Origin of the sequence: Gracilibacillus alcaliphilus (assembly GCF_016909015.1) — a bacterium.
Classification (GTDB): Bacteria; Bacillota; Bacilli; order Bacillales; family Amphibacillaceae; genus Gracilibacillus; species Gracilibacillus alcaliphilus.
The window spans coordinates 112,646-129,583 of the sequence record NZ_JAFBFA010000002.1; the positions used below are offsets into that span (position 1 = coordinate 112,646).

Below are 16,938 nucleotides of genomic sequence, written 5' to 3' on the forward strand. Positions count from 1 at the left end.
CCTTATGCATTACCTCCAATCGCTTGATCAGAAACATCCGGGTCAACAGTATTGGTAATGTTAAAGCCTGTATTGGTAATAGAGAAATCACCGTTGTTATTTGCTCCGGCACCAGTTGCCTGCTTGGAGGCGCTTTTTGGTGAGAGGTAAAAGCTGTCTCCAAAGTTAATCACACCGCCTCCAACACTGTTAATCTTAATAGGACCTACAATGGATGGCAAAGTATCACATCCTTTCTCAACAAGATTATGAGATGAGACTTCCATACTTATGGGCGGTGAACGTCTATTTGTTTGATTTTCCGAAAGTGGGCAGGCGCTGCCACATTAAACCAGAAACATGAAAAAGGATGATAAGCACATTTTCTTATCTGGCCTTGTTTGGAACAATCCGGATATGTTTTTGTCTGGCAAGTGAGTGAACACGCTGATTGTTTCCTAGCTGGACAACAGAGGACGCAGATACCGCTGTAATATCGATCGATTGAACGCGAATAAATGGATCATCACTGTTATGAAAACCTCTCACTATTTCGGCATCATAAAGAAAAGGGAGGTTTACTTGGAAAAGTGGATAGCGTTGAAATTCAAATCCCTTGTCAGAAGAAATCGTGCCTTGTTTTTGCACAGCAAGAATATCTGCTTGAGGTTCGATGATAGCTGCGTCACCCATTTGCAAGACAGAACTATAGGTCAAACTCTTGACTCTGACTTGATTGACATTAGTCGTCCGTATTTGCAAGGTTTATCAACCTTTCGTCCGCTGCTTCTGCACTATCTAGACCTACAATATAAGACTCGGGCGGTGTGTCAAACAGAGAGGCTAGTTGGATATGATGACTATCGCCAACCAAGCATAAGGACGAACTAGAAACACCAAGTATAGAGATATTTCCGACACCGATATGATGATTATTGACTTGATAATACATAATGTTACTCCTTTTGCTGCTGGATAAACCAGTTATTAAGCCCATGCTGCATTTCTGCCTTTACCTGCTCGACAATATGCTGTGGTAATTCCTGCGGCGGCATATTGGCTTGTTGGTAATGGGAAATCCGGCTAGGGAGCTGTTGTTTAAGGTCTGTGATTAGTGCTTGACGATAATTGCTTTCTAACGGATAATGGTATTGTTTTTCCAGTGATTGTATATATGTTGGCAATTCATGATCAATATGTGATTCTAATAACTGTTGAACAGAGGCTTGTGGATGAGTGATACTAGGAGAAACGGCGAATTCATCCATGGATTGCAGGTCTTCCGGTGTCACGCCGATATGGAGTGTACCGTCTAGACGTTCAATTTTTAATTGATCGAAATGATATTCTAATTTCTCAATGGAGGTTTTGGCTGGTTGCTGTTGTTCTAATTCTTGAACACGATGTGTTAAGGAGTGAACTTGTTGTGTAAGCTGCTGTATTTGCTGCTGCAATTGTGAAATATAATAGACTAGTGTTTGATCGTTCATTTGTAATCACTCCCTTTCCCACTGGTTAAAAAGGTGATAATGGAACTAGTGGTGTCGCAGACTCCTCGATAGCTGCTGTTTCTGCTGGCACTGTAAATCCTCCTGTATTATACAGCTGTGACATAGTCTGCATCTTCCCTGTACTGCCAATCTGCAGAACAGAAGAGTTAGAGATATTGCCAACTTTAAGAAAATGAATATAAATCGATTGATTAACGGTCAAGATCATGAGGTCACCTACCACATTCCAGTAATATTTTGATCGAATTGGTCCTGATCGACCATAGTTGTTTGAGCATTTTCCATGTGTACGCGAATGCCATCCCCAGTATTAAACGAACCTCCACCAGCAAACGTTTTTGCTTGTGTATAGGGCTGGATTTTATATACATCACCAATGTGAAAGATGCTCGAAGATCCAATATTGATTACTTTTACTGCACCAACGACAGCCGGCATAGAGATCATCCTAACATTATAGCAACTTACTCATCTTAGATTATGCGCATAACAGATAAATGGTGAAAAAAGATCTATATGTGACGGCGGAAAGGAAAGTTTTAATTGATAACAATACATAGAATGAAAGCAAAGGAGTGTTTGATTTGAATCAGCCGATGCCATTGCAAGAGACTAAACGTCTCCCGTGGATTGACAGTGCACGAGGATTTGCGATATTAGGAATTTTTATGGTGAATTTACCTTCCTTTCACGGGCCGTACTTTTTGTATGGAAATGGACAAAATTATTGGGGATTAGGAGAACCAGGCCTTGTCCATATCTTGATTGATATTTTCTTCCAGGCAAGTTTTTATTCCTTATTTTCTTTTTTGTTTGGTTTTGGTATGTATATTATTTATGAGAATTTGAAGCACAGGCAAGTGGAGGTTCCGTATAAATGGCTGGTTCGCCGCCAAATTATCTTGTTAGTGATTGGTGTACTGCATGCCTTTCTGATTTGGCACGGAGATATTTTAATTACTTATGCCCTTATCGGTTTACTGCTGCTGCTGTTTCTAAAACGGAAAGATATTACATTGTGGATATGGGGAGCTTGTTTGTTGCTGATACCAACCATGTTAATGACAGGACTATTATTCTTAGCTAGTCAGTTGGAAGATTTGGGTTCCATTGCTAATACTGCCGGTATCGAGCAGTCATATCAACATTATGGAGCAGGGAATATAGCAGATATTTTACAACAAAACCTAACAGATTGGTTATACTCTAATAATCTTTTTCAATTTATTTTCATTACCTGTAATATCCTGCCTATTTTTTTGTTAGGAGTGTTGTTTGCAAGAAAAAAATGGCTGCATGATATCCAGCAGCATAAAAAGATTCTGCATATTTGGTGGGGGGTCTCTCTTGGTCTGTTTGTGATTTTCAAAGCAGGTCCATATTTAGCAGGAAATCCAATCTGGCTGCAGCTGCTTCAGGATACGATAGGTGGTATATCTTCTGCTGTATTTTATCTATTAACCATCACCCTTCTTTATAATAAGGCAGTGAAGTTCTTTCAATATATTGGCTGTGTAGGAAAAATGGCGTTATCCAATTATATCTACCAATCTATTATTAGTTTTATCATCTTTTATTCGGTAGGATTTAGTTTGTATGGAAAATTGACGCCGTTACAAACCGTATTAATTGGCCTTGGGGTTTACCTAATCCAGACCATAGTCAGCTACTGGTGGCTCAAGCATTATCAAAGGGGACCAATTGAATGGTTATGGCGCAGCCTGCTTTATAAAAAGAAATTGGCTAATAAACGAACAGGATAAAATGATTTGACAATTACGTGAAAAGAAAGCTGAAAAATGCATTTTGCAGATAGACATGATATGATGTACAGTGACAAATAACGGTTGAAATGGGGGTGCAAAGTAATGACACATTTACACATTACGGCATGGGTATTGGGACTGATTCTGCTATTTATTTCTTATGGAATGTATAAGAAAGGGAATAAGGCAGGCAAGATCTTGCATATGATATTACGTCTGGATTATTTATTATTGCTATATTCAGGTATTGTCATGCTGATCCAATATTTTGATATCGGCGGCGCATACATGGGAGAAGCCATTGTCAAGGCATTAGCAGGGTTGTGGGTTATTTCATCAATGGAAATGATTTTGGTAAAGGCCTCCAAGTCAAAGCCGACCAAGAGCTTCTGGATCCAACTTGTGATTGGCTTTATTATCGTGCTAGTATTAGGATTTGGCCGTTTGCCAATGGGAATCAAATTATTTTAAAAAATAGCAGACTTTAGCCTGTTGGCATAAAAAACACGAAGAGATCTTATCAAATAAATGTTTTCAGGCAATGCTCAAGTGGAATATGTACAAAAATCAAAGTTTCTAAAAGGTAGACGCAAAAATGAGCGTCTATCTTTTACTTTACACTATGAAAAAACTTTCCTATGGGACATATTCGAGAAAGTGAAATACCAGAAGAAAAATGGAAATCATATCTTGACTCTGATAGTGAGATGGTCATGCTGTATATTGGAATCAAATGTTTCCGGTTTGTTTCTAGCGTCGGATTTGTCTTTTGTTTCTGCCCCTCACCCTTTAAAGTCCATTGGATAAACAATGTCAGTACGCACAATACAAAGGTAAGCAGGAACGACATTGGAATTAGCTGTGTCTGTGGCAGAAGTTTTAAAAAGGAACTACTACCCGCTCCTTGCGATAGTGATAAGGCAAACTGCAAACGATATTGTTCAGAATGGTCAGCTGCCTTGTTTTCTTGGAATCTACAGGTGTGTAATTCACATATATTTAAAATCATATCTAGCTTGAGGGTGATATAATCTATATCAGAAACGTAGCATTTGAATCACTGTTTTAAGCTGATTAAAAGAAAATACCATCATCTGCCGCTCCTTTAGTCTTTACTTACAATCCTTGCCATTAAGTAAGAAACGACAACTATAAGTGCAATATTGATAAAACCGACAGGAACAAACCAGTCTGGCGATTCGAAATCGGGCAGTGCAGGTATATTCGATGATATTCCTTCATACATAATCAAAGATGGAATAACTGACAGTAATAGCATTATTATCAAGGCACCATATAAAAATATCCATTTTTTCATTGTCTTTTCACCTCTCAGATTAATTTTTTAAAAGTTCCAGCAATATATCTTTATCAACAGTAAAAAATAAAAGCAGTATTAATAAAATAATATTTAGTGCGCCATTGTAAATAATCCAATCAGATAGTTTTGAAATAAAAAACAAATCAATAGCTGGAAAAGTGATTTCAGAAGGATGAAGTAAATAAGAAGGGGAGGAGATCCATCAAAAATATTAATTTATCGTATCTTTTTTTATCCTATCTCCCATTCTTTCTTTACCTTTAATAAAAAAATGTCGTCAATCAGCAGGAATTTTCAGACTTTTCTTCTATACTAAAATCAGCCCCTTTTTTATGAAAATGGATTTAGATTTGGAAGGTATTCCAAAAGATTCACACCATAATGGAAAGCAACTCCTAAGGCAATCGACCATGCTCCAATACCAATAGCCTGCCAAAGACTCACATAAGCCTTGCTAGCCCCCGATGCAACGGAAATTGCAGCACATACATGGAAACAAATAATCGGTCCTGCAAAGGATATTCCGGCAACCCCATATTTGTTGAATATATTTTGTGCGCGATTGTTTCTCTTGCTTCCTTTATTTGTTCTCTTTTTAACTACTTTCTCGCGTAGACCAGATAACAGCCAAATAAATACCATCACTGACAGCCAGTTTCCCACAGCAGCTATCGCAACAATTTGAATACTTGGGAATCCAAATACAATCCCGATTGGAATTGCTACATAGGATTCAAAAAACGGAATAATCGAGATAAATAACGTCCCTAAATACTGCACCCATGTATCCGCCTGTGTTAATGTAATGACAAAATCTTGAAACCATTCAATCATAAGCATTCACTCCTCAATTATTTGTTGATTCCATCATATGGGGGAATAATCAGCCCCGCATTAGAATCCCGATGAAAAGGGGAAAAATAAAGGTGAGTGGGAAGTAAAGAAAGGTGAATAGTGATACTTTTAAAAGAATGCTGCTATTACAGTATTTGAAGAGAGATAATAAGGATGAATAGCGACTGTTTCAGGGTGGATGGGGTGGAAATAAAGGTGGATGGAACCGATTTTGGGATGTTTCTTTTCGAGAGTGAATATATCACCATGTAACCGGCTGTTGGTTCAACTTACGTTTAATGGGGAGAAAGGAAACGGACTAAGTGCATGACGTCACGAAGTTTCATTTTATGAGTTATAATTCCGCCTTTATCTATTATAAAGGTCAATTGGCATCCTTAGAAAATAGAAGATGTACATTAGCTGACAAGTAAAAATGAAGAATGAGCAGATGAAACATCATAGAAAAGATTTATCCTGGTGTGGCAGACTATGAATTTCCTGTTGTCAAAGAAACGACCAGGGAGAGAACGGACGTTAATATCATGATAAGTCTCGTTAACTGGACATAAAGCAGACCCTCAATTAGTGAAAGTCTCACTATCTCTTAGGCTCTGCATATAATGAAAAGAGTAATGAAGAGAAAGGTGTGTCGATACAAATGTGTGGGATAACAGGTTGGGTCGATTTCAGCCGTGATGTCGAACTGCAGCAAGTCCAGGTTATGACCGAACAACTAAAGCATCGAGGACCGGATGAGAATGGCTATTTTAATGATACGCATCTCGCATTTGGTCATCAGCGTTTGATCGTGGTGGATCCAGATGGCGGCAAGCAGCCAATGCAGTCGCAACGGCATGGACTTGATTATGTACTGGTTTATAATGGTGAATTATACAACACGGAAGAGTTACGGAACGCATTAATAAAAAAAGGCTGGACATTTAATTCTCATTCCGATACGGAAGTTTTGTTAAAGAGTTATATGGAATGGGGCGAGGATCATGTTGATAAATTGAATGGTATTTTTGCCTATGCGATTTGGGATCCAAAACATCAGCAGTTATTTTTGGCAAGGGATCGCTTAGGTGTAAAGCCGCTTTTTTATACCGAGCATCGCAATGGAATCTTATTTGCTTCTGAGATAAAAGCACTGTTAGCCCATACCGAGATAAAAGCCGTTCTTAAGGAAGAAGGGTTATCTGAGGTGTTGGCGCTAGGGCCTTCACGTACACCGGGTCATGGTGTCTTTGATGGCCTGCATGAATTGAGGGCAGCCCATGTAGGTATCTATAATCGGGATGGCTGGAAAACAAGACGGTACTGGAATGTGCGAAGTCAGCTGCATCAAGATTCAGTGGAAGAAACCGCCCTCAGAGTGCGTCAGCTGCTTATGGAGGCCGTAGAACGTCAGTTAGTATCTGATGTGCCATTGGGAACCTTTCTATCGGGTGGTGTTGATTCTAGTGCGATTACAGCCATTGCTGCTAATAAGCTAGACCAGCCGTTTCAGACATTTTCAATTGATTATCAAGAAAATGATAAATATTTTACTAAAAGCAGTTTTCAGCCTAACCAAGATCGCGACTTTATAAAGACCATGGTGGAGGCCTTGGGGACAGATCATCATACATGTACAATGGAAAATAAAATGCTAGCAGATTTATTAAAAGCTGCTGTTACTTACCGTGACTTACCTGGGATGGCAGATGTCGACTCCTCTTTTCTTTGGTTCTGTCAGCAGACGAAGCAACACGTGACGGTTGCCTTGTCGGGAGAATGTGCAGACGAAATATTTGGAGGTTATCCATGGTTTTATCGTGCAGATGATCTAAACCGACAAGGCTTTCCTTGGATCCGGTCATCAGAGGTGCGTAAACAGCTGTTGCGTGATCAAATTACGTCAAAACTAGATATTGATCAATACTTACAAGAACGATACCATGAAACCATTCAGGAAACCCCGCTTTTAGAAGGAGAAAATTCCGAATCAGCGGCCAGAAGACAAATGTTCTATCTGAATATGCACTGGTTTATGCCAACATTGTTAGATCGAAAAGACCGGATGAGTATGGGAGCAAGCTTTGAAGCGCGTGTCCCATTTAGTGATCATCATTTAGTGGAGTATGTCTGGAATATTCCTTGGGAAATGAAAAATTATGGTAATAGAGAAAAAGGTATCCTAAGAAAGGCACTGGAAGGTTTACTGCCTGATGAGATATTATATCGCAAAAAAAGCCCATATCCGAAAACTTATCACCCTGATTATACGGCGGCAGTCGTACAGTGGATGGAGTCGATCGTTGATAATAAACAATCCAGATTATTTGAAATTATGGATCGTGACAAAGTAGCTGAATTAGTCAGACACAGGGCTGCCAATATTCGTGATCCATGGTTTGGCCAATTGATGGCAGGGCCGCAATTGCTTGCCCATATCGCCCAAATAAATTATTGGTTAGAAGCCTATGATGTCACAATTGATTTGTAAATTCACTTCAGCTGCAGTACCGGTCAGTTTTATTGATTGGGTCAGGGAACGGCCTAATATGCTGGCTTTTGTCATATTAGGTATATTAATAACCAGCTATTATACGCGTAACAAATTAAAGAAGAGAGTAAAAGAAGCAGCCAGGCACAAATACTAATAGATTGGTATTTGTGCCTGGTTTTTCTAAAAAGGTAAGAAAGCATATCCAATGCCAGCTATTATTAGCTACTTCAGAAATAACCATAGTAGAAGATATGGAGAGCAAGGAAGTCGCTGCGGCTGACCGTTTCGCTTTTCGACGTACAGGACGTACTAGTCCAGACGTGGCGATTGTCGTCGCAATGTTAGTCTGCCGAGGGGTTGCTCTTCTTGGTTTTTCTTATTACAATCGTCTGTAACTGGGAGACTTACAGACTTACGGATGATTGCACAAGGATAAATACATAAGAGAACCGGCTAGTCACAAAAATGTCATAGACAATGATAGATATGTATTTGACTTTCTAATCGACACTCTAGGATAATAGAAGAATAAATAATTGTGGAAAAGGGGACCAATATGTATTACATGAAAAAAGGAATAATTGCTTTTTGCTCTTTATTTCTGCTTTTACCTTTCTTATCAGCAGAAGCAACAGAGCAGAATGATGAAAAAATGTATTATATCCTTGTCGATCGTTTTAATAATGGAGACAGTAGCAATGATATCGATATAAATATTGAAGATCCTCAAGCTTATCATGGCGGGGATTTACAAGGGATTATCAAAAAGTTAGATCACTTTCAGGATATGGGGATTACTGTTATAAACTTAAGTCCAGTTATGGAGGCCGGCTCATACCATGGTTTTGATGTGGTGGAACCGCAAAATGTAAATCCGCACTTTGGAGATGTGGCGGTATTGCAACAGTTGGTGTCTGAAGCACATGAAAAGGATATAAAGGTGATTTTAGATTTTGTTCTAACACATGTAAGTGAAGAACATCCATGGAATAATGGGCAAATAAATTGGGTGGGAGCAGCAACAGAGAATCAACTTGGCGAGAGTTTGCCGACAGTAGATATGGAGAATCAGGATGTACAGGAGTACTTCTTAGAAACGGCTGTCTTTTGGATGCAGACCACCAATATCGATGGGTTTCACTTTTATATTAATGAACAAACACCAGATGATTTCATTAGTAACATGAATCAACGCCTTCAAACAGAAAAAGAAGACTTGATTATCCTTTATGATGGAGAACATGCAACAAATGATAATGATATGAATACGTCCTTTCAAACAGAAGCGGTAGATATATTGAAGCAGCCTGGTCAATCAATTACCCCTCTATTAGAGCGAGATATAACTGGTATTCATTATATGGAGGGAGTAACCACGCCACGTTTTGCCTATGCTTCTTCACAGGCGGGTTTTAATCCGTTAACCAGATGGAAGTTAGCTACGACCTTGCTTTATACACTTCCTGGTACTTCTATGTTGTATCAAGGGGTAGAAGTACCAATGGATAATGGCGTTGCAGAACCAGATCATCGTATGGCAGAATTAAATAAAGAAGACGAAGAATTGATGGAACATATCGACCGTTTATCCAATTTTGCACAAGATTCGTCGGCTATGCAGCATGGTGATTTTGAAATAGTTGGAGAAACAGACGCGATGACAGTGTTTAGGCGCTCTTCAGAGGACCAAACAATGTACGTAGCCATTAATAACGATACCGAGACAAAATCGATCTCTCTGTCTGGAATTGCAGATGATATGCAATTACGCGGGTTGCTAGAAGATGATATCGTCAGACAGCAAAGTGATGGGGAGTATCGAATTATTATGGACCGTGAAACAAGCAATATCTTTATTCTAGAGGATAACAGCGGTATCAATTGGTTCTTTATTTCATTAATTGTTGTCATCTTTGGTGGTTTTGCTGGATTTATTGTAGCTGTGAACAGAAGGTATAAAAAAAGCCAAGCAGAAAATGGAAAATCTTAACGACACAAAAAACCAGATGACATCAAACGATGTACATCTGGTTTTTACTTGGTTGTCAGCTTCCGTACCCGAGTTTATAACCATCCGTATGCCCTTGCTAATCAGAGTCCAGTCTGACAAGTCTTTCTTCCTGTTATCTTTTTTCCTTCTTTCATAAAAAATTCTATATGAAACAAATCAGTCATCTCATTCGTATTATCTAATAACAGGAGGTATGTTTTATGAATAATCAAAGAAAGCAATGTCCAAATTGCAGCTCCACCGAATTAGGGATAGGCAAACAAACAGGCTATGCCGTTGTCCAGCCAGAAAATAAGATGTCGTTTGGTTCGAATATTACCCATCTTATTTGCACGGAATGCGGTTTAGTTATCGAAAGCTTTGTGAAAAAACCAGGGATATTTAAGGATACACTTTATTAAAGGCAGGTTCATGTACGGGTGCATAGGATAAGTTTTAGTCGTTTAGGAAAAAGAGAGCAATCGTCCCGGGGCCTGCGTGTGCACCAATCACAGCTCCTACCATGCCAATTTTGATCTCTTTTACATCCCATTTCTCACGAATCATTTGTGCAATATGCTCTGCCGTTTCCAAGGCATCACCATGACTAATCGCAATACGTTGATTCTCGAGATTAGCACCTCTTTCTTCCATAATCTCTATCATCCGTTTAAATACTTTCTTTGATCCGCGTATTTTCTCTAATGGAATTAATTTACCGTCTTCCATGTGTAAAAGCGGTTTTACCTTGAGCAGGGTACCAACAAAAGCTGCAGTCTTACTTACACGGCCGCCACGGTATAAATATTCTAAATCATCTACTGTGAAGATATGTTCCATATGTTTGTAGTCATGCTGGGCTGCTTGCAGGATTTCCTCTGCACTTGCACCAGACTGTGCCAATTCAGCGGCATGTAGTACGACTAAGCCATAGCCAAGTGAAGCACATTTCGTATCTAAGACATGCAGTTCGAAATCAGGATAATCTTCTTTGACCTCTTGCTCCATTAGTTTGGCCCCTTGGTAGGTTCCAGAAAGAGCTGAGGAAAAGGCAAGGTAAATGACTGGATTACCTGCAGCGGCATGCTTTTCAAAGATATCTTTAAATGCTTGTGGACTTACTTGAGCCGTTTTTGGTGAGGCACCGTCACGCATGGCATCATAGATTTTTTTCGGTGAAATGGTTATCCCGTCCTGGTATTCCTCTTGGTTAAGCTGAACGGTTAGCGGCACCATTTCAATCCCATAGGTTTGATAATCCTCTGTCGAAAGGTCACACGCGGAATCTGCAATTATTTTTACTGTCATCATTATTTCCTCCTTTTTCTTATCGAATAATAAAATGAGATTGTCATTAGGGAAGTATCTCCCGCTGATATTAAGTGAAGCTAGCAACCTCGTTACGAGTGGGCAGTACTGAGTTAAAGAGGTTGTTCAAAAAGTCCAATAAAAATGACGCATCGAATTTCTGTGTTGGCAATAGAGGAACTTCTACTAAAATCACCCACAGCGTGTGGGTAACGCAGAAGTCAACACTTCCTGTGTAAGTCCGCTACTCACGTATTAAAAGCATACGTTCCGTTCCTTGAAAAAGAAAACCACTTTTTCGGCGTGCAAGATCGTTTCCTTGAAAAAGAAGGTCACTTTTTCTGTGTGAAAGACCATCTCCTTGAAAAAGAAGGTCGCTTTTTCTGCGTGCAAGATCGTTTGCTCAAAGGCTGCGCGGCTTGGAACTTTCGACGTACAGGACGTACTAGTGCAGGCGTTATGACAGGACGTCATGGGTTTAGCCTGCCGACGCACACGATGTGCTAGTATTGGTGTTGCAACAAATGGTTTCGGTGGGGCAAGTAACCGCAGTCCCAGGACGTTGCGAACTTAACCGATGATGATCCTTTTTATCGAACTTTTTGAACATGCACTCTAGGAGATTATTTCACAGGAGAACTGGTACTCATCCCTATTTTCTATATAATAAGTGTAAGTGTTATGTTTGTAAACGTCAAAAAATCGTCAAATACTTGAAAAAGGTAAACTTTTTTAAAATAGTGTAGGTTTGACTAGAGCGGCATAAGAACATACTTATAAAGTCAGACTATTATCAGTGAGTTTTTTCCAGCTCGACTGACGGTTGAAAAAAATGATCAGCGTTCTTATCACCTTGATGAACGACTAATGCAAAAAAGGAGGAAATCTTGTGTTTTTGATGGGAGCAAAACGAATTATCATCGTAATTATTGGAGCAGTACTAAATGCTATCGCCTTAAACTTCTTCTTGATCAGTGCCAATGTGTATGCAAGTGGTTTTACAGGGGCAGCACAAATCCTAACAACCGTGTTCCAAGATTATTTGGGAATTGGATTTGCCAGTACAGGACTTATTTTATTCATACTTAATATACCTGTCGCTATACTTGGATGGATAATGGTTGGGAAGGGTTTTACCATATACAGTATTCTGTCGGTATTAGCTACTTCTTTTTTCCTGGAAATATTCCCAGTTATCAGCGTGTCAAATGATATTATGCTAAATGCGGTATTTGGCGGTGTTATCGCAGGCTTAGGTGTCGGGATTACATTAAAATGGGGGGCTTCTACTGGGGGATCTGATATCATTGCGATGATCTTATCGAGAATGAAAGATAAACCAGTTGGCGGCTATTTAATGATCATTAATGGAGTTATTATCGTAATTGCAGGAATCTTAAATGAGCCAGAGAATGCATTGTATACACTAATTGGTTTATATGTGACTACAAGGGTTATTGATGGTATTCATACCCGACATGAGAAAGTAACCGTAATGATTGTGACCAAGAAAGCAGACGAGCTTCAACAGGCTGTACACAATACAATGGTACGTGGTATCACCATTTTGCCAGTGCAAGGAGCGTATACAAAAGAAGATAAACATATGTTGTATTTGGTCATTACTCGTTATGAACTATATGATTTGGAACGGATTATACGTGAAGTTGATGAGCATGCCTTTGCCAATGTAATGGAAACAGCAAATGTGTATGGGTTTTTTAGAAGAAACGATTGATAAACCTACTTATGAAAAAACGCAAATCTCTGTATGCCTCGTCCAAACAACCACTAACATAGAGAAAAGGGCTGTTGCACCATGTAGTTCCCATTGTGCAACAGCCCTTTGCAATTTTTAATACCCGTGTTTTGTAATGATTTCTTCCACCTTGTTTGTCAGCTCGTCCCATTCGACATGGGGGAGTTTATTTACTGTGATAAAGTGCTGAAAGCCAAACACATTATCAACACCGTCAACGGTCATCAATTCATTCAATACGTCATGCTCACTGGTTTGTCCGGGCATCACAGAGATGCTGTTATTTCCTTCAAAGATCATTTTGTCACTAGTAAATTTCATGGCATTCGGATTAGGGGTAGGTTCTACATGAATGGTCATTAATTATTCTCCTCTCCAGTTCAATACTGCGTCAGCCATCATAAGCCAAAAGCTGACTGATGAAAAGTTTATTCTATCATGGTGTTCACTGCCCGTAAATCTCTGCGAGAATATCAGAGGAAACAGCTTTTGGAATGATAGACATTGACACCAGATACCGTTCACTTTATATAGTATCATATCCAACAGGTAACGTATAGCAAAGTCAAAGCAAATCTTGCCATAGAAAAAGCAGAGATACGTAAAAGTGATCTCTGCCATTTCTTGTGATGTTACTTCCAATTATTATCTTTCTGTAATTGTTCTTCGAGCTGGCGCAATTCTTGCTGTTCTTCCGTTGTAGCATGAGAATAGGCAGCTTGGATAGCCGACTGTGCAGCCCGCTTATCCTCTTCATCAAAGGTACCGCCGTTCATCATGCGGTTTACAGCATTCTTTGCTTGTTCTAACATTTGATTTTTCATCATAATCCTCCTTAGGAATCTTAGGTGTATCCAATTAGATGACCATCATGATTCGCGGTAGACAATGTTTAGGGCTCAGTACGAAGAAAAACATGAACATCCTTTGACGTTCATGTTTAGTATGGCTGGAAAGTAGTGATTTATTCTAATGAAGTTTTAGCAGTTATCGGTACGTTATCCAATTTTAAATAGTCTGCTAGGAAATTACCAATACCATCTTCTTCATTGGTGGCTGTTTCGTGTTTGGCAATATTCTTTAATTCGTTAATGGCATTTCCCATTGCAACGCCAACTCCCGCATATTCGATCATTTCTAAGTCATTATCTTGGTCTCCAAAGGCAATGATCTGATTAACAGAAATTTGAAAATAATCCGCAATCTTTTGTAAGCCGACAGCCTTATGGATACCCTTTCGAACGATTTCGATAACATTCCACGGCACTCCCCAATTACGGTGTTCAATAACAGCAGCATGGTTGTCACTTAAATAATCCCGTAATTGATCGATATGATGATCTTCTGGATGAATTAATAAAGAAGTAGGATCATCTTGAAGGGATTGATGTAAACTGCCGATATTAAGTAGTTCCTTCTCTGCTGGAATAGTGAATACATCCACTAACTCTTGGTCAAAGCGGTCTAAATACATATTATCCATCATTTCGGCAAAGATATTTTTCACATCAAAATCATAGCACGTTTGAATAATCTCTTTGGCCGTACGATTAGGAAGCGGCGAATGAAGCATATCCCAATTCTTATCGAATGGATGATGAATCAACGCTCCATTGAAATTAACCATCGGAGTATCCAAGTTAAGCTCCTGATAATATTGAATACTGGCGCGGTGCGGTCTGCCAGTTGCAATGACAACGATATGACCAGCTTCCTTAGCCTGTTGAATTACTGCTTTTGTATAAGAGCTAATTTGCTGCTGATCGGTTAGTAATGTCCCATCTAAATCCAATGCGATTAAATGTCTATTTGTCTGCATATCATCACCTCTTTACTAATTATAGTCTATCTGTATTTCTAATTGGTGTAAAGTTCTTGTGTTTTTTCTTCCTATTTTTTGCAAGTTAGCTGGAGAAGTACTATCATAAAGGGAGAAGGTACTATTAGAAGCAAAGCTTCCGTTATAAGGGAGGCGAGCGCCAAACAGATGAAAGGATTGTTATAATGATTATTGTAAATAAAGAATATTGGAATAACATCCCACTATTACATATTGTCGAAGCGGAAAAAAGAGAACAGCCCTTGCCAACGTTAACATATTTCCATGGTATTACAGGCGGGAAGGAAGATAATTTACCAATTGCCTACTTACTTGCTGAAAAAGGCTATCGTGTGCTATTGCCAGACTGTCTGCTGCATGGGGAAAGAGAAGAGGATCTCGGTCGTTTGGAGATAGAATTACGATTTTTTGAGGTCATTAAGCAGAATCTTGATGATCTAGAGAGTCTTTATCATGAATTGATAGCAAAAGGCTTACTGGAAGACAACCGCTTTGGAGCAGCCGGGACAAGTATGGGAGGAATCACCACTGCTGCAGCCTTAACACAATTTGCATGGATTAAAGCGGCTGGAGTTTTAATGGGCACACCAAAAATAACGGCCTATATGGAAGATCGCATTGCCATATTGAAACAGAATGTCACAGAGCTGCCAGTCTCTGATCAAATGATTGAAGTCATGTTAACGGAAGCGGAAGAAATGGATTTATCGCTGCAAATAGAAAAGCTATTTGAGCGGCCTTTATTTTTCTGGCATGGTACAGCAGATGAAGTAGTGCCCTTTAAGCATGCTTATGATTTCTATGAAGAGGCAGTCGGCCAATATAAGAACCCTGAGAATATTCGTTTTCTAAAACAGCCAGACAGGGGACATAAAGTAAGCCGGCTGGCGGTTTTAGAATTGGTCGATTGGCTGGCGTATCAATTATGAGGTAATTTATGTGAACTACTCACCACTTAGCTACGCTTGAAGATGGAGACTTCTTGGCTAAAATCTTTAAAAAAATGTGGGTTTGTTTTATAATAAGGAGCAAGTAAATAAAGGAGGTATATTATGGACCAAGCACTAGAAGAGAACCTAATGGGAGCTTTGGAGAATGTTATTGACCCAGAGCTTGGTATAGATATTGTCAATTTAGGACTAATTTACGGTGTAGATCTTGATGAGGAAGGTATTGCTACTGTAACCATGACATTAACTGCAATGGGCTGTCCCTTAGCAGGTCACATTGAACAAGATGTAAAACGGGTGATGGAAGATATTCCTGAAGTAAAGGATACGGAAGTCAATATCGTTTGGAACCCGCCATGGTCAAAAGAGCGTATGTCACGCTACGCCAAAATTGCCTTAGGTATCCCAGATTAATAAAGTTAGACTTATCTAGAGGTAATTGTCCGTTCCTCCATGAAATGGGACTTGCGGATAATTGTATTAGGATAAAAGACAGAACACCCTTTCACTAGTTAATGTGGAAGGGTGTTCCTTTTGAACAACCTCTATAACAAAAATTAAAACTCTTGCCATATGGCAAGAGTTTATCGGTGTCCTATTTTTCCTCTTTAAGAATGCCTTCACCTAAGACGATAGCAGCAATCGCAAAGACAGCCGCAATGGAGATGGCAGATGCAAAATTAAAGGCTTGACCAGCCATACTTGAAAGTACATAGGCCACTACAACGATAATAACGACAGCCCAAAAGATAGTAGCAAAATATTTCAATTCGTTCACCTCTCTATTCTCTGAGAAATCTCATTTATTACAGCGTTACCGCCCAAATACCTCATTTCCTATAAATGATAACAGACGTTAGCATGATTTTGCTGGGAAGAATAAATCCCTTAATTTTCTTTGTCACCAGTTTTTATGTATTACCTCACCTACCACATTTAATCATTAATGATCGTTTCTAGTCCTGCTGATTTGGTTATAGAGGCTCTTTTTAACCACTATTCATTGTTTGGCGGATAAAGAGGTTTGTGATATAGGGCTTACAATATGTTTTTTTACATAATACATTTTATCAAACTTCTTGTACAAAATAAACAAAAATATTTATAGTAGAGGAAAATATGATCAGTTTGTGACGTCTCTATTTTTTAGTAATACTATTTTGCACCCATTTTTTGAAAGCTATAA

At 39.1% G+C, this 16,938-nt stretch carries 22 protein-coding genes; 9 read left to right on the forward strand and 13 right to left on the reverse strand.

Features of this window, described 5'->3' with window-relative positions:
- Nucleotides 1-2: 2 nt before the first annotated feature.
- From JOD18_RS02275 to JOD18_RS02300, 6 genes are all read right to left on the reverse strand, one after another.
- A complete protein-coding gene (locus tag JOD18_RS02275) occupies nucleotides 3-221 on the reverse strand; it encodes a spore germination protein (RefSeq protein WP_204667311.1) in 219 nt (72 codons plus the stop codon).
- Nucleotides 222-366: 145 nt separating this feature from the next.
- Nucleotides 367-741, reverse strand: coding sequence for a spore germination protein GerPE (locus tag JOD18_RS02280; RefSeq protein ID WP_204667312.1), 375 nt, complete (start codon nucleotides 739-741; stop codon nucleotides 367-369).
- A complete protein-coding gene (locus JOD18_RS02285; protein ID WP_204667313.1) occupies nucleotides 722-931 on the reverse strand; it encodes a spore gernimation protein GerPD in 210 nt (69 codons plus the stop codon). The genes JOD18_RS02280 and JOD18_RS02285 overlap by 20 nt, the downstream gene beginning before the upstream one ends.
- Nucleotides 932-935: 4 nt before the next feature.
- Nucleotides 936-1,469 (reverse strand): spore germination protein GerPC, encoded by a 534-nt coding sequence (gerPC, locus tag JOD18_RS02290; RefSeq protein ID WP_204667314.1) that lies wholly within the window; start codon nucleotides 1,467-1,469, stop codon nucleotides 936-938.
- 25 nt (nucleotides 1,470-1,494) lie between these two features.
- Nucleotides 1,495-1,698 (reverse strand): spore germination protein GerPB, encoded by a 204-nt coding sequence (locus tag JOD18_RS02295; RefSeq protein WP_204667315.1) that lies wholly within the window; start codon nucleotides 1,696-1,698, stop codon nucleotides 1,495-1,497.
- Nucleotides 1,699-1,706: 8 nt separating this feature from the next.
- The gene (locus JOD18_RS02300) at nucleotides 1,707-1,928 is read right to left on the reverse strand and encodes a spore germination protein (protein ID WP_204667316.1); all 222 of its coding nucleotides are present in this window, start codon (nucleotides 1,926-1,928) and stop codon (nucleotides 1,707-1,709) included.
- Between the two features lie 137 nt (nucleotides 1,929-2,065).
- Between JOD18_RS02300 and JOD18_RS02305 the strand changes: the two genes are divergently transcribed.
- Both JOD18_RS02305 and JOD18_RS02310 read left to right on the forward strand, forming a co-directional pair.
- Entirely contained in the window at nucleotides 2,066-3,253 is a 1,188-nt protein-coding gene (locus JOD18_RS02305; RefSeq protein ID WP_460578294.1) for a DUF418 domain-containing protein, read from the forward strand.
- A 105-nt stretch (nucleotides 3,254-3,358) separates the two neighbouring features.
- Nucleotides 3,359-3,727, forward strand: a complete 369-nt coding sequence (locus JOD18_RS02310; RefSeq protein WP_204667318.1) for a YisL family protein — start codon at nucleotides 3,359-3,361, stop codon at nucleotides 3,725-3,727.
- A gap of 634 nt (nucleotides 3,728-4,361) precedes the next feature.
- Here JOD18_RS02310 and JOD18_RS02315 read toward each other — a convergent pair.
- Both JOD18_RS02315 and JOD18_RS02320 read right to left on the reverse strand, forming a co-directional pair.
- Nucleotides 4,362-4,574, reverse strand: coding sequence for a hypothetical protein (locus JOD18_RS02315; protein ID WP_204667319.1), 213 nt, complete (start codon nucleotides 4,572-4,574; stop codon nucleotides 4,362-4,364).
- 333 nt (nucleotides 4,575-4,907) lie between these two features.
- A complete protein-coding gene (locus JOD18_RS02320; protein WP_204667320.1) occupies nucleotides 4,908-5,411 on the reverse strand; it encodes a small multi-drug export protein in 504 nt (167 codons plus the stop codon).
- A gap of 661 nt (nucleotides 5,412-6,072) precedes the next feature.
- Here JOD18_RS02320 and asnB point away from each other — a divergent pair.
- The 4 genes from asnB to JOD18_RS02340 all read left to right on the forward strand — a co-directional run bounded on the left by asnB (nucleotide 6,073) and on the right by JOD18_RS02340 (nucleotide 10,317).
- Nucleotides 6,073-7,902, forward strand: coding sequence for an asparagine synthase (glutamine-hydrolyzing) (gene asnB / locus JOD18_RS02325; protein WP_204667321.1), 1,830 nt, complete (start codon nucleotides 6,073-6,075; stop codon nucleotides 7,900-7,902).
- Nucleotides 7,903-8,072: 170 nt separating this feature from the next.
- Nucleotides 8,073-8,300: a hypothetical protein gene (locus JOD18_RS02330; protein ID WP_204667322.1), complete on the forward strand. Its 228-nt coding sequence runs from the start codon at nucleotides 8,073-8,075 to the stop codon at nucleotides 8,298-8,300.
- A 161-nt stretch (nucleotides 8,301-8,461) separates the two neighbouring features.
- Nucleotides 8,462-9,895, forward strand: a complete 1,434-nt coding sequence (locus JOD18_RS02335) for an alpha-amylase family glycosyl hydrolase (RefSeq protein ID WP_204667323.1) — start codon at nucleotides 8,462-8,464, stop codon at nucleotides 9,893-9,895.
- Between the two features lie 221 nt (nucleotides 9,896-10,116).
- On the forward strand, nucleotides 10,117-10,317 hold the full coding sequence (locus tag JOD18_RS02340) for a transcription initiation factor TFIIIB (protein WP_204667324.1): 201 nt from the start codon (nucleotides 10,117-10,119) through the stop codon (nucleotides 10,315-10,317).
- Between the two features lie 34 nt (nucleotides 10,318-10,351).
- On the opposite strand, the gene JOD18_RS02345 is transcribed toward JOD18_RS02340, so the two are convergent.
- Complete coding sequence (locus tag JOD18_RS02345; RefSeq protein WP_204667325.1) at nucleotides 10,352-11,203, reverse strand: DegV family protein; 852 nt, start codon at nucleotides 11,201-11,203, stop codon at nucleotides 10,352-10,354.
- A gap of 889 nt (nucleotides 11,204-12,092) precedes the next feature.
- Between JOD18_RS02345 and JOD18_RS02350 the strand changes: the two genes are divergently transcribed.
- A complete protein-coding gene (locus JOD18_RS02350) occupies nucleotides 12,093-12,941 on the forward strand; it encodes a YitT family protein (protein WP_204667326.1) in 849 nt (282 codons plus the stop codon).
- 117 nt (nucleotides 12,942-13,058) lie between these two features.
- Here the strand turns inward: JOD18_RS02350 and JOD18_RS02355 are convergent, their stop codons facing one another.
- The 3 genes from JOD18_RS02355 to JOD18_RS02365 form a co-directional block, all read right to left on the reverse strand.
- Nucleotides 13,059-13,322 (reverse strand): NifU N-terminal domain-containing protein, encoded by a 264-nt coding sequence (locus JOD18_RS02355; RefSeq protein WP_204667327.1) that lies wholly within the window; start codon nucleotides 13,320-13,322, stop codon nucleotides 13,059-13,061.
- Between the two features lie 272 nt (nucleotides 13,323-13,594).
- Nucleotides 13,595-13,786 carry a DUF3813 family protein gene (locus JOD18_RS02360; protein WP_204667328.1) on the reverse strand — a complete coding sequence of 64 codons (192 nt, stop codon included), beginning with the start codon at nucleotides 13,784-13,786 and terminating at the stop codon, nucleotides 13,595-13,597.
- 140 nt (nucleotides 13,787-13,926) lie between these two features.
- Nucleotides 13,927-14,781, reverse strand: a complete 855-nt coding sequence (locus tag JOD18_RS02365) for a Cof-type HAD-IIB family hydrolase (protein ID WP_204667329.1) — start codon at nucleotides 14,779-14,781, stop codon at nucleotides 13,927-13,929.
- 185 nt (nucleotides 14,782-14,966) lie between these two features.
- Between JOD18_RS02365 and JOD18_RS02370 the strand changes: the two genes are divergently transcribed.
- Together JOD18_RS02370 and JOD18_RS02375 are read left to right on the forward strand one after the other, a co-directional pair.
- On the forward strand, nucleotides 14,967-15,731 hold the full coding sequence (locus tag JOD18_RS02370) for a prolyl oligopeptidase family serine peptidase (RefSeq protein WP_204667330.1): 765 nt from the start codon (nucleotides 14,967-14,969) through the stop codon (nucleotides 15,729-15,731).
- Nucleotides 15,732-15,854: 123 nt separating this feature from the next.
- Nucleotides 15,855-16,166: a metal-sulfur cluster assembly factor gene (locus JOD18_RS02375; RefSeq protein WP_204667331.1), complete on the forward strand. Its 312-nt coding sequence runs from the start codon at nucleotides 15,855-15,857 to the stop codon at nucleotides 16,164-16,166.
- 181 nt (nucleotides 16,167-16,347) lie between these two features.
- Here JOD18_RS02375 and JOD18_RS02380 read toward each other — a convergent pair whose 3' ends face one another.
- Complete coding sequence (locus JOD18_RS02380) at nucleotides 16,348-16,521, reverse strand: DUF2929 family protein (protein ID WP_204667332.1); 174 nt, start codon at nucleotides 16,519-16,521, stop codon at nucleotides 16,348-16,350.
- Nucleotides 16,522-16,938: the final 417 nt, after the last annotated feature.